The organism is Candidatus Avelusimicrobium sp. (genome assembly GCF_050873505.1).
In the GTDB taxonomy this organism is placed as follows: Bacteria; Elusimicrobiota; Elusimicrobia; order Elusimicrobiales; family Elusimicrobiaceae; genus Avelusimicrobium.
Window position 1 is genome coordinate 71,830 of the sequence record NZ_JBNMIY010000001.1, and the last position, 11,414, is coordinate 83,243.

The following is an 11,414-nucleotide window of genomic DNA, read 5'->3' on the forward strand; positions in this document are numbered from 1 at the left end:
TTAAAAATCCGGGTTTCTGCTTAATAGCGGAAACCCGGATTTCTAAATAGTACAACTACCCATTAATTACTTGGCGCGCTTGCCGCCGGCTGCTGCGGTTGGGGTGCGCGGCGGGAATAAATCTTATTCACAATCACCGCAATAGACCCGTCCCCGGTTACGTTGCAGGCCGTACCGAAAGAGTCCATTGCAATATAAAGCGCAATCATCAGGCCGAGTTCCGCTTCGCCAAAGCCCAGCATACTTTGCAAAATACCCAACGCCGCCATAATGGCCCCGCCCGGCACCCCGGGAGCCGCCACCATTGTTACGCCCAGCATACAAATAAATCCGGCGAACTGTTCAAAGGGCATATTCATCCCGCTCATAAACACAATCGCCAGCGCGCAGGCCACAATCTTCATCGTACTGCCGGAAAGGTGAATCGTTGCGCACAGCGGCACTACAAAGCCGGCCACCTCTTCACGCACGCCGATTTTGATGGTCTGTTTGAGCGTTACGGGAATCGTAGCCGCGGAGGACTGCGTGCCGAGCGCCGTCATATACGCCACCAACATCGTTTTAAGCATTTTAAACGGATTTTGGCGCGCAATCAAACCTGCCAGCGTAAATTGCAATACCAACATCACGGCCGTAATCGCAAAAATAAGCACGATGATTTTGGCAAATACGCCCAGCACCGAGACAACCTGCCCGGCGACCGTCATATTTAGAAAAATGCCGAAAATGTAATACGGTAGCAGCGGGATAATCACGCGTGCAATCACGCGGTCAATAATATCGCGCAAATCCAGCATTACGCCCTTTAAGCGGCTGCCCTGAATAACCGCCATCCCGAGCCCCAGCGTAAACGCCAGTACAAGTGCGGTCATTACGTCCATTAAAGGCGGCATCGCTACTGTGAAATACGGCTTTAATTCCGCGCTGGCGGCAAACTGCGTGGTTTTGGCCGTTGCGTCCAAGAGATAAGGAAAGGTTAATTCGGAAATGCCGTAACTGAAAAAGCCCGAAGCCAACGTAAACCCATAGGCAAGCGCGGCGGTAATAAACAAAAGTTTCCCTGCACTGCGGCCCAATTCCGCAATGCCCGGGGCCACCAACCCCACAATAAGCAGCGGGATAATAAAGCCCAAAAAGTTGCCAAACAAACCGTTAAAGGTTAGCGACACGCGCACCAGCCACTCCGGGAAGAAGAGTCCGCACGCAATACCCGCCGCAATGGCGCAAATCACGCCCGGCAGTAAACCCCATTTTAATTTGAGGTGTAATTTTCTTTTTCTGAATTTAATCATATATATTCTTTTGGCACAACATTTCTATTATACGAATTTGAACCCACTAACGGTACTATTTTATCCGCGCGCGCCCATTTGGTAAAATGTGGATATGCAAGTAAAAATCAATATTGACGGCGGCAGCCGCGGAAACCCCGGGCCGGGAGCCTCGGCCTATGTGATTTGCGCAATGGACGGCAAAATTTTAGCGCAAGAAGGGCATTTTATGCCCCATTGTACCAACAACCAGGCGGAATACACCGCTTTGAAACTCGCGCTTATAAAAGCCGCAGAACTGGGCGCCACGGAACTTTTTATCATTTCGGACTCGTTACTTTTAGTAAAGCAATACTTGGGCGAATACAAGATTAAAAACCCCGATTTGGCCGCCCGTATGCTGGTCATCCGCCGCCTGGCCGCGCAGTTTACCGTGCATATCAAGCACGTTTTGCGCCATTTAAATAAAGCGCCCGACGCGCTGGCCAACAAGGCAATGGACGCTAAACAATCGGTGGGCTATAACCCCATTAAACAGTTGCCCACGGACGACGAAATCTTTGCCGCCCCGCAAGCCAAAGACAATGTGGTAAACGGCGTAGAGGTAACCCCTGTCGTGCGGGAAGAAAAAAAGCCCGCCGCTAAAAAGATTAAAAAAACGGCCCCCGAACAAATGGATTTATTCGGCGGGTTTTAATTAATTTTGCTACAATATTTTGGGCAACCCAGATAACCGCTCCCGGCCAATTTCGGTTTGGGGGAGGAACTTCCGGACTCCATAGGGCAGTGCGCCGCTTGAAAAGGCGGGACGGCGGGGCTATATCACCCCGCTGGACGGAAAGTACAGCAGAAAACAAACCGCCCGCAAGGGTAAGGGTGAAATGGTGCGGTAAGAGCGCACCGCGCGTTTAGCAATAAACGCGGCACGGCAAACCCCGCACGGAGCAAGGCCAAACCGGTCCACACGCGGCCCGCGTTCGAGACCAAGTAGGCCGCCAAGAGTAATGGTTATCACAGCCTGCAAAGGCTGACAGAATCCGGGGTATCGGTTGCTTATCCGCGTTTTCAACCAGGAAGCGCGGATTTTTTATGTATAGGGCCTAGATAAAATATAGGCCCTTTGGCTCTGTTTTTTCAGTTTAAAAACTATTATACTAGAAGTATCAAAGGAGAATTTATGCTAAACACCAAACAACTTTTTTCTTTTGTACTCATTGCCGCGGCCGCTTGGCCCGTGCAAAATGCCGTTGCGCAAAAAATTAAACCTGGCACCGTAGCCAAGGTGGATACCGCCGTTACTAAAAGTGTAAATAAAACCATAAATAACACGCTAAAATCCACCGCAAAATTGTCCGCTGCCGCAAAAGGGGTAACCCCTTCTGCCAAACACTCGGTTTATCCGTCTCAGGCGCTTAATTATGTTCCCTCTACCAAAGCGCCCAAAGCAACGGCCTTAAACCCCAAAATTCCCGTTATGCCCAGTTTGGATTCGGTGCTTATTTACGGCAAAGAACGCGAACGCTATCGCGTGGTGCGCGAGGAATTGCAAAACATTTCTGTAAAAACCCCCAAGGAACAATCGGCTAATATTTCTGCCTATTTGCGCCACGCTGTGCCGGACGAAACAATGCGCTATATGCAGCAGCGCTATCAAAAGGTACTTACCCTAATTGACAATAACAAACAGGCCGTTACCGCTTTCTTTACCTATGCTTCTCTGCCTGGGGAAGGGCGTGTGCCGAATATGCAAGAAAAAAATGCTTTAAGTACCGCAATGTATAACACGCTAATGGCTATCCGCAATTTAAGAGCAGACTTGCCGGATGACCCGTTCCTCGCGATGCAAGACGAATACTGGGCCACGGCTTATGAAGGCTTTAACCCCTTGCTCGCGGGCCACATCCGCACGCAAACCGTAATGCCGCGCGGGGATTTCCGCAAGTTTGACCATAAGGAATTTGACTTAATGAACCCGGACGGTTCGGACTATGTACTGCCGCAAGCCAGTACGATGATTTTGGACCCGGACGATTTGGAAGAAATGGATTCCTACGCCTATGTGCGTATGCGCCAGCAAAATCCGCCCATCACGCAAGAAAATGCCGCCCTTGAACGGACGGAACTCTTAAAACAGATTCCGGCGGGTCTGCGCATCGCCATTATCAACGACGACACCTTGCCGCTGGTCAACTTTAAGGGCTGGGCCGAAAAGGGCTATCTGGGCGAAGGTGCCACGGTAGATACCTTTAAAAACGGGCTTGATTTCTTAGATTCTATGAAATACACCCAATATGACTTGGTCATCACGGACTTACTGGTTCCCAACGGCGGTAAAGCGATGATGAAGGACCTGCGCCTAAAAGATGCCCACGTCCCCGTGATTGCAATGAGCAAATACGACCGTGGCGAAGCCGGCGAAAAAGACCTGTTTACCCACGGGATGGACGGCTACTTGTGGTATAACAACAACGTAAACGAAGGGGCGTATGGATACATTGAAGTTTTGCGCGCCCTCAAAAACTACTATTATTACAAGGGTCTGCATAATTGGATAAGATAATTTAGCAGTACAGTTAAAAAACCCCCGGCTAACAACCGGGGGATTTTTTATGTTCTATTTTTTCAGAGTTAGTTAGCGGCCTTTTTAGTGTTTCCGGCCAGAGCACTCTCTTTTTTAGGCGCATTTGACAGGGTTTGCGGAATTGTAAACCAAAAGACGGAACCTTGCCCCAAGCCCGCGCTTTCCACGCCGATTTCGCCCCCGTGCGCGTTTACAATTTCCTGCGCAATGGATAAGCCTAATCCCCAGCCCTGCTTTTTAAGCGTGCGGTCGTTTTCGGACTGGTGGAACTTTTGAAAGATTTTGCTCTTTTCGCTGTGCAAAATACCGGGACCGTTATCAATTACTTTAAACGTCAGCCACCCGTTGGATACATAATACCGCGCTTCCACGCGCCCGCCTTGGGGCGAAAATTTAAGCGCGTTACCGATTAAATTATTAATCACCTGCGAAATACGGAAGCGGTCCGCCTCTACGGTTACCTCGGCAGGATATTCGCACTTTTGCAGGAAAATACCCCGCTTTTGGGCGTTTACGGACTGCAAGGTGATGACGTCGTTTAAAAGCGCGTTAAAGTTAAACGGACGCATATCCATTTTAAACCGCCCGGACTCAATCATAGAAATATCCATTAAGTCCGCCATAAGCATATTCATATTGTCCGTGGCTTTTAAAATGTTGTTTAAGGCGATTTGCTCGTTCGTACCGCCCGTGCCCTGCGGGCTGTCCATCATCAACACGGAGGTAAAGCCCTGAATAGAGGAAAGCGGCTGGCGCAAGTCGTGCGCCACGATAGACATAAATTTAGCGCGGATTTCGTTTAGGCGGTTGAGTTCCTGGTTAGACAAACGCAACTTTTCCACCATATGTTCCAGCACGTTTACCTTGCCGGAGAGTTGCATTTGCAGCGTGGCGATTTGCTGCTGGTAGTTGTGCTCGGCCTTCATAATGGTGCGTTTCATTTTTTTGAGCACAAACTTGCGCGTCAGCCAATAAGTAAGCAGCGACAACAACGACGCCACCAACAACGAATACGAAGCGATAATCTGCCAAAAAGTCATCTCGTTCTCCTATTTTACCGTAAAGGGTTGGCCCAAGGTTTTTTCCAAATCGGCGCGGGATACGCCCCCCTCGCGCAGCAGCAGGGGTTTTTCCGTTAAGTCCACCACGCTGGAAGCCGTGGGCGACAACTGTCCGCCCAAGAAGATATAGTCCGCCTTACCGTCAAACGTCTTTAAAATGGTTTCTTCGTCCGTCAGTACGGGTTGTCCGTGCAGGTTGGCGCTGGTGCAGGCCATCGGGTGCGCCATACGGGATAACACATCCACTAAAAACGGATTGCCCGGCACGCGCACCCCCAGCCCCTTAAAACCGCGCGTAAGGCTTTTGCCCTTGGCGGTTGGCGGCAAAATAATGGTAATCGCCCCCGGCCAATAGGCTTGTGCCAAGCGTTCTGCAACGGCAGAAAATTCCGCCACGGCCTTGGCCTGCGCCATAGAGCCCGTCAAAATTTGGAGCGGACTTGTGGCGGGGCGTTCTTTGATTTGGTAAATGCGCAAAATGGAATCTTCGCAAAACGCGCCCGTGCCAATACCATAAACCGTATCGGTAGGAACCACGGCCACAGCCCCTTCGTCCAGCGCGTGCGCGGCGGACAAAATATCGGGTTCCGTCATTTCGCTTACTTTAAAAATACGGGTCTTGCTCATCGGGTTCCTCCTCCGCTTCGGCCGGGCGGTCAATAATCATTACAAACTCTCCCTGCACCTTGCTCTTTTTGGCTAATTCCGCCGCCAGCGAGGCCGCCGTGCCCCTTATCCACTCTTCATACACCTTGGATAGTTCCCGCGCCAAGATAACGGGCGTTTCTCCCCCCAAAATTTTGGCAATCAGTTCCAACATTTTAACCACGCGGTACGGGGATTCATACAATACCACCGGGTGGTTTTGGCTATACGCCGCCGCAATCAGTTTAGCGGCCTTGCCCGGTTTGCGCGGCAAAAAGCCCAAAAAGGTAAATGCTCCGCCCGTAATGCCCGCCCCGGCCAAGGCACACGCCACCGCGCTGGGCCCCGGCAAGGAAGAAACCTTTATGTTGTTCTTTACGGCTTCTTTGACGAGTTTCCACCCCGGGTCCGAAATGCACGGCGTTCCGCAGTCGGACACCAACGCACACGTTTTGCCGCTTTTTAACGCTTCCAAACAGCGCGCGACGGAGCGATCGTCATTTTCGTTATAGCGGTAAAGCGGTTTAGAAATGCCAAAATGGGAAAGCAAAATTTGGGTGCGGCGCGTATCTTCGCACAAAACGGCGTCGGCGGTTTTGAGCGTTTCCAATGCGCGCAGGGTAATATCCTGCAAATTGCCAATAGGTGTAGGGACGATATAGAGCATATAGTAAAAGTATATAAAAAAGAAGGGGCAAGCGGAAAATTACAAAAATAAATGTACCACGCGCAATGCGTATTTAGTAAAATATATCTTTGTTATTTAATTCACATAAACAGAGGGAAAACGGAAGGAAATGTCTAAAATTCTGTCCAAAATTAAACTCAACACCTTCGCTATTATTTTATCTATCGTAGCAGTGGTGGCCGCGCTGACCTGGATTGTGCCCAGCGGCGCCTATGACAAAATGGACGTGGACGGCCGCCAGGTCGTCGTAGCCGGAACGTATCACGCGGTGCCGGCCAACCCGCAAGGTTTGTTTGACGTGTTAAAGGCCCCCATTAAAGGCTTTTCCAACACGGCAGAGGTAATTGTATTTCTGCTTGTTATCGGCGGGGTACTTTCCGTGGTGGAAAAAACGGGCGCCATTGCCGCCGGGATTCAGGCCGCCAGCGGATTTTTCCAACGCAAACCGAAACTGCGCTTTTTGTTTATTCCGCTTGGGATTATTGTGTTTTCGCTGTGCGGGGCGACGTTTGGTATGTGCGAAGAAGCCCTTATCTTTATCCCGATTTTTATCCCCCTGGCCCTTTCCTTGGGCTATGACTCCGCCCTCGGCACCGCAATTCCGTTTATCGGCGCGGGCGTAGGCTTTGCGGCGGCGTTTACCAACCCGTTTACCGTGGGTATCGCGCAGGGGATTGCCCAAGTGCCGCTGTATTCCGGCATTGGTTACCGCTTTACCATTTGGATTATCTGCACCACGGTGGTTATCAGTTGGTTAAGCGTGTATGCGCGCAAAATCCGCAAGGACCCGACCAAAAGTTTAACTTACGAATTTGATATTGAAAAACGCAAAGAGTTAAAACTCAATAAAGAAGAAACCAAAATGACCCGCCGCCAAAAATGGGTGCTCTTGGCCTTTGGCCTGGGGATGGTGGGGCTGGTTATCGGCGTGTTAAAACCCCAAATCTGCGAAATGATTAAAGGGATGTGGGGCGTAGATTTAATGGAAATCCTGCACTTGGAAGCCGAAGGCTGGTACATTACCGAAATTGCCGCCTTGTTCTTGGGCGTGGGCTTTTTGTGCGGATTTTTAGGCAAAATGAATATGCAGAAATTTACCGACGCGTTCTTTGACGGCGTGCGCGGTATGGCGGAAATTGCAATGCTTTTGTGCTTTGCGCAGGCGATTGTGATTATCGCCAACAACGGGCATATTTTGGACACAATGCTTAACTGGATGTCCGCCGCTATCAAACATTTGCACCCGGTGTGTGCCTCGTGGGCGGCGATGATGTTGCAAACGGTGATTGACTTCTTTATCCCCTCGGGCAGTGGCAAGGCCGTGCTGACAATGCCGATTTTGGCCCCGTTGGCCGACCTCATTGGCATTACGCGCCAAACGATGGTGCTCGCCTTCCAGTTGGGCGGCAGTTGGATGAATATGGTCATCCCGACGGACCCCGTAACCATTGCGGCTATCGGGTTTGCGCGTATTGCGTACCCGAAATGGCTCAAATGGATGCTGCCTTTATTAATTGTGATGTATTTGCTGTCGTTCTTGCTGTTAGTGCCGCCGTATTTTATGAAGTGGCAATAATTTTTTACGTCCCGCCGCAATTTTTGGATTCTTATATAAAAATCCTTGTTTGAGCCGGCGGGGCGTTTTTTATTAAAAAAATGCCGTACCTAAAAAGAGGAAAACAAAAGTAAATGAAAAAAATGCTGTGTAACACCTATTTTTTGGTGTTCTCCATTATGCTGTTCGTGGCCGCGCTGACTTGGATTGTCCCCTCCGGCCAATATGACCGCTTGGAACAGGACGGCCGCACCTATGCGGTGGCCGGCTCCTACCACCAAGTGGACCGCAACCCCCAAGGCGTAGGCGACGTATTAGCCGCCCCGGTGGAAGGGTTCACCCAATGCGCGGAAATCATCGCGTTTATTTTGGTAGTGGGTGCGTTGTTTACGATTATTGAACGCACGGGCGCTATCAATACGATGATTAAAAAGGTCAGTCTGTTCTTTTCCAACAAGCCCCGTTACAAGAAACTGTTCATACCCGTATGTATGTTTCTGTTTTCGCTATGCGGAGCCTTGTTCGGTATGGAAGAAGAAACGCTTATTTTTATCCCTATCTTTATTCCGCTCGCGCTATCCTTGGGATATGACACCGTCGTCGGTATGTCTATCCCGTTCATCGGCGCGTTTACCGGGTTTTCGTCTGCGTTTGTAAACCCGTTCACCGTCGGTATCGCGCAAACCATTGCCCAACTGCCGATGTATTCCGGCTGGCAATACCGCCTGCTGATTTGGTTTATCTTCACGTCCGTGGTGGCGGGGTTCTTTACCTGGTACGGCGAACGCGTGCGCAAAAACCCCACCAAGAGTTTAACCTATAAAATGGACTTGGAAAAACGCGCCGAACTGAAAATCATCAACGACGTGGTGGTGGACGAATCCTTCCGCTTAACCCGCGCGCACAAACTGGTAATTGCTTCGTTCATTATCGGTATGGGCATTTTGTTCTACGGCGTTATCCGCTACCAATGGTATATGATTGAAATTGCCGCGGTGTTTTTGGGCGTATCTATCGCCAGCGCATACTTTGGCAAACTGACGCTGGACCAAACGACCGACGCTATTATTGACGGCGCCAAATCTATGATGGGCGTATGTATTTTAATGGCCTTGGCGCGCTCTATCGTAATTGTAGCCACCAACGGGCACATTTTGGATACGTTCCTGCACCTTATGACCCAAAGCGTGGGTAGCCTGCACCCGATTATGGCCTCGCAAGCGATGTTTGTCATCCAAACGGTGCTAAACTTCTTTATCGCTTCCGGCTCCGGCCAAGCGGTGCTGACAATGCCGATTATGGTGCCGCTGGGCGACCTGGTCAATGTATCGCGCCAAACGGTCATTTTGGCCTACCAGTTTGGGGAAGGCTGGGGCAACCCGATTATCCCTACCGCCCCCGTTACAATGGGCGCGTTGGCCTTAGCCGGGATTTCCTATCCGGCGTGGGTAAAGTGGTTTATGAAATTAGAGATTATTTTGATTGTACTCTCTATGCTCCTACTGATACCCGCCTACTATATTTGGTAAAATGACAATAAGCCCCTTGGCCCGCCAAGGGGCTTTTTAAAATATGTTAAACGAACTCAAAACCATTTCTTATTTTCACTGGCTGGACTGGACGGTCTTTTTTGTTGTGCTGGCCGCCACCGTGGCCGCCGCCGTATATGGCATACGCCGCCTAAATAAAAAGCAGGCGGATAAACCCACCGGCGCATTAGACTACTTGTTAATGGGGCGGCAACTTACGCTCCCGCTGTTTGTGGCTACCTTGGTTGCCACTTGGTACGGCGGCATCTTCGGTGTGAACGAAATTACGTTTAACTACGGCATTTATAACTTTGTTACGCAAGGGGCCTTTTGGTATATTTCCTACTTAATTTTCGCCTTTTTTATTACCGATAAAATCGCCCGCTTTAAATCCGTTACCCTGCCCGATTTAACGGGCCAAATGTTCGGCCCCAAATCCGCCAAGGTGGCCGCGGTGTTTACCTTTTTTTACATTACCCCGGTGGCGTATGTGCTTAGTTTGGGGATGTTTCTGCATATGGTGTTTGGCATTGGCGTATTGCCCGGTATGGTATTGGGGACACTTTTTACGGGGCTTTACAGCGCGTGGGGCGGGTTCCGCTCGGTGGTGTTTTCCGACTTGGTACAATTTTTTGTAATGTGCAGTGCGGTACTGCTGGTGGTGCTTTTTTCCGTAGGGACCTTTGGCGGGCTTTCCTTTTTAAAGGCCAATTTGCCCGCCTCGCACTTTACGCTTACCGGGGGCAATTCGTGGCTCAATACACTGATTTGGGGCTTTATTGCGCTTTCTACGCTCATTGACCCCAGTTTTTACCAGCGGTGCTTTGCCGCCAAAAATCCGCAAATCGTTAAAAAGGGTATTTTGATTTCCACCTTTATTTGGTTTTGCTTTGACTTATGCACCACGGCGGGTTCGTTATATGCGCGGGCCGTTTTGCCGCAGGCAGAGCCGGGGCAGGCGTATTTCTTTTACGCTATCCAATTACTGCCCGTTGGCTTAAAGGGCTTTTTTGTGGCCGGGATTTTGTCTATTATCCTTTCCACGTTAAACTCCTTTTTATTCATCGCATCCAATACGTTAAGTTTTGACCTGTTGCGCTTCCGCGTTAAAAATATTGTGCTATCTAACCGCGTGGCTATTTTTTTAGTGGGGGCCTTGGCTATTTTTATGGCGCATATTTTCCACGGCAGTTTTAAGGAAATTTGGCTCGTGCTGGGGTCATATTTTTCCGCCTGCTTACTCGTACCTATTTTAATGGGATATTTGTATCCGGGCCGGATTAGCGACCGTTTGTTTGTAGCGTCCTCGCTGACGAGCGCGGCCGCGATGACGGCTTGGCGTTTTATCCCCAAGCACGAAGTTTTGGAAGCCTTGGACCCGTTTTACATCGGGATTTTGACGGGGCTTATTATCCTGCTGATTTTCCGCCAGAGAGGAGGAACACCCCTTGCGCGTATTACTTATCGGTAACGGGGAAACCCAACAAGCCGCCTTTTTACAAAACCTCGCACAGCAGGCCGATTTAATTTTGGCCGCTGACGGCGGGGCCGACCGTGCCCTGTCTGCCGGGGTCCGCCCAGACGTAATTATCGGGGATTTGGATTCCGTTTCCCCCCAAGCCAAAAGTTTGGTTCCGGCGGAAAAATTAATTTTTGTAAATAACCAAAACAACACAGATTTGGAAAAAGCGCTTGATTACCTGTCCGCCCACGGTTGCACGCAATGTACCCTTACGGGCTTTGTCGGCGGGCGGTGGGATTTTACGTTCGGAAATTTTTTATCGGTTTACCCGTATTTGGATAAAATGGATATTTGCGTAGCGGGCAAGGGCTGGAAGATTTGGCCGCTTACGCACTCCGTTAAAAAAGCGGTCCGCCCGGGTGCGCGTGTGAGCCTCATCCCGGCGGCCGACTGCCAAAATGTTACCTTGAAAGGGCTTACTTACCCCCTGGAACACGCCAATTTATCCTTGGGGCGGACGGGCCAAACATTAAGCAATGTAGCCCAACTGCCGGAAATAGAAATAACCTTTGATAAGGGCTTTTTACTGCTCTACATAGAGGATTAAAAAACGCGCTCACAA

Annotated in this window: 10 protein-coding genes and 1 other RNA gene; 7 read left to right on the top strand and 4 right to left on the bottom strand. The window is 50.1% G+C overall.

Translation table 11 applies throughout. From position 1 onward, the window contains the following. Nucleotides 1-62: 62 nt before the first annotated feature. Nucleotides 63-1,292, bottom strand: coding sequence for a dicarboxylate/amino acid:cation symporter (locus tag ACR0QV_RS00310; protein WP_428052561.1), 1,230 nt, complete (start codon nt 1,290-1,292; stop codon nt 63-65). A 94-nt stretch (nt 1,293-1,386) separates the two neighbouring features. On the opposite strand from ACR0QV_RS00310, the gene ACR0QV_RS00315 reads away from it, so the two are divergent. The 3 genes from ACR0QV_RS00315 (at nt 1,387) to ACR0QV_RS00325 (ending at nt 3,831) form a co-directional block, all read left to right on the top strand. Continuing rightward, the gene (locus tag ACR0QV_RS00315) at nt 1,387-1,968 is read left to right on the top strand and encodes a ribonuclease HI family protein (RefSeq protein WP_432634041.1); all 582 of its coding nucleotides are present in this window, start codon (nt 1,387-1,389) and stop codon (nt 1,966-1,968) included. A 20-nt stretch (nt 1,969-1,988) separates the two neighbouring features. Next, an RNA gene (rnpB, locus tag ACR0QV_RS00320) (RNase P RNA component class A) lies at nt 1,989-2,331 on the top strand. 117 nt (nt 2,332-2,448) lie between these two features. Further along, nucleotides 2,449-3,831, top strand: a complete 1,383-nt coding sequence (locus ACR0QV_RS00325) for a response regulator (RefSeq protein ID WP_432634042.1) — start codon at nt 2,449-2,451, stop codon at nt 3,829-3,831. A 68-nt stretch (nt 3,832-3,899) separates the two neighbouring features. On the opposite strand, the gene ACR0QV_RS00330 is transcribed toward ACR0QV_RS00325, so the two are convergent. Genes ACR0QV_RS00330 through rsmI form a run of 3 tightly spaced genes read right to left on the bottom strand, consistent with a single transcriptional unit; the run spans nt 3,900 to nt 6,225 of the window. Continuing rightward, nucleotides 3,900-4,892 (bottom strand): sensor histidine kinase, encoded by a 993-nt coding sequence (locus tag ACR0QV_RS00330; RefSeq protein ID WP_432634043.1) that lies wholly within the window; start codon nt 4,890-4,892, stop codon nt 3,900-3,902. A 9-nt stretch (nt 4,893-4,901) separates the two neighbouring features. Continuing rightward, nucleotides 4,902-5,540 carry an L-threonylcarbamoyladenylate synthase gene (locus ACR0QV_RS00335; protein ID WP_432634044.1) on the bottom strand — a complete coding sequence of 213 codons (639 nt, stop codon included), beginning with the start codon at nt 5,538-5,540 and terminating at the stop codon, nt 4,902-4,904. Next, nucleotides 5,518-6,225 carry a 16S rRNA (cytidine(1402)-2'-O)-methyltransferase gene (gene rsmI / locus ACR0QV_RS00340; RefSeq protein WP_432634045.1) on the bottom strand — a complete coding sequence of 236 codons (708 nt, stop codon included), beginning with the start codon at nt 6,223-6,225 and terminating at the stop codon, nt 5,518-5,520. The genes ACR0QV_RS00335 and rsmI overlap by 23 nt, the downstream gene beginning before the upstream one ends. 130 nt (nt 6,226-6,355) lie before the next feature. Here rsmI and ACR0QV_RS00345 point away from each other — a divergent pair, with 130 nt between their 5' ends. The 4 genes from ACR0QV_RS00345 (at nt 6,356) to ACR0QV_RS00360 (ending at nt 11,399) form a co-directional block, all read left to right on the top strand. Further along, a complete protein-coding gene (locus ACR0QV_RS00345; RefSeq protein WP_428052572.1) occupies nt 6,356-7,822 on the top strand; it encodes a YfcC family protein in 1,467 nt (488 codons plus the stop codon). 113 nt (nt 7,823-7,935) lie between these two features. Further along, on the top strand, nt 7,936-9,330 hold the full coding sequence (locus ACR0QV_RS00350; protein WP_432634046.1) for a YfcC family protein: 1,395 nt from the start codon (nt 7,936-7,938) through the stop codon (nt 9,328-9,330). 43 nt (nt 9,331-9,373) lie between these two features. Then, complete coding sequence (locus ACR0QV_RS00355) at nt 9,374-10,801, top strand: sodium:solute symporter family protein (RefSeq protein WP_432634047.1); 1,428 nt, start codon at nt 9,374-9,376, stop codon at nt 10,799-10,801. Beyond that, complete coding sequence (locus tag ACR0QV_RS00360; RefSeq protein WP_432634048.1) at nt 10,779-11,399, top strand: thiamine diphosphokinase; 621 nt, start codon at nt 10,779-10,781, stop codon at nt 11,397-11,399. Before ACR0QV_RS00355 ends, ACR0QV_RS00360 begins: the two co-directional genes overlap by 23 nt. Nucleotides 11,400-11,414: the final 15 nt, after the last annotated feature.

Excerpts from the sequence above, each read along its gene's own strand:
- ACR0QV_RS00315 (WP_432634041.1), top strand. The coding sequence starts at position 1,387 with ATGCAAGTAAAAATCAATATTGACGGCGGCAGCCGCGGAAACCCCGGG.
- ACR0QV_RS00310 (WP_428052561.1), bottom strand. The coding sequence starts at position 1,292 with ATGATTAAATTCAGAAAAAGAAAATTACACCTCAAATTAAAATGGGGT.
- rsmI (WP_432634045.1), bottom strand. The coding sequence starts at position 6,225 with ATGCTCTATATCGTCCCTACACCTATTGGCAATTTGCAGGATATTACC.
- ACR0QV_RS00350 (WP_432634046.1), top strand. The coding sequence starts at position 7,936 with ATGAAAAAAATGCTGTGTAACACCTATTTTTTGGTGTTCTCCATTATG.
- ACR0QV_RS00330 (WP_432634043.1), bottom strand. The coding sequence starts at position 4,892 with ATGACTTTTTGGCAGATTATCGCTTCGTATTCGTTGTTGGTGGCGTCG.
- ACR0QV_RS00325 (WP_432634042.1), top strand. The coding sequence starts at position 2,449 with ATGCTAAACACCAAACAACTTTTTTCTTTTGTACTCATTGCCGCGGCC.
- ACR0QV_RS00335 (WP_432634044.1), bottom strand. The coding sequence starts at position 5,540 with ATGAGCAAGACCCGTATTTTTAAAGTAAGCGAAATGACGGAACCCGAT.
- ACR0QV_RS00355 (WP_432634047.1), top strand. The coding sequence starts at position 9,374 with ATGTTAAACGAACTCAAAACCATTTCTTATTTTCACTGGCTGGACTGG.
- ACR0QV_RS00345 (WP_428052572.1), top strand. The coding sequence starts at position 6,356 with ATGTCTAAAATTCTGTCCAAAATTAAACTCAACACCTTCGCTATTATT.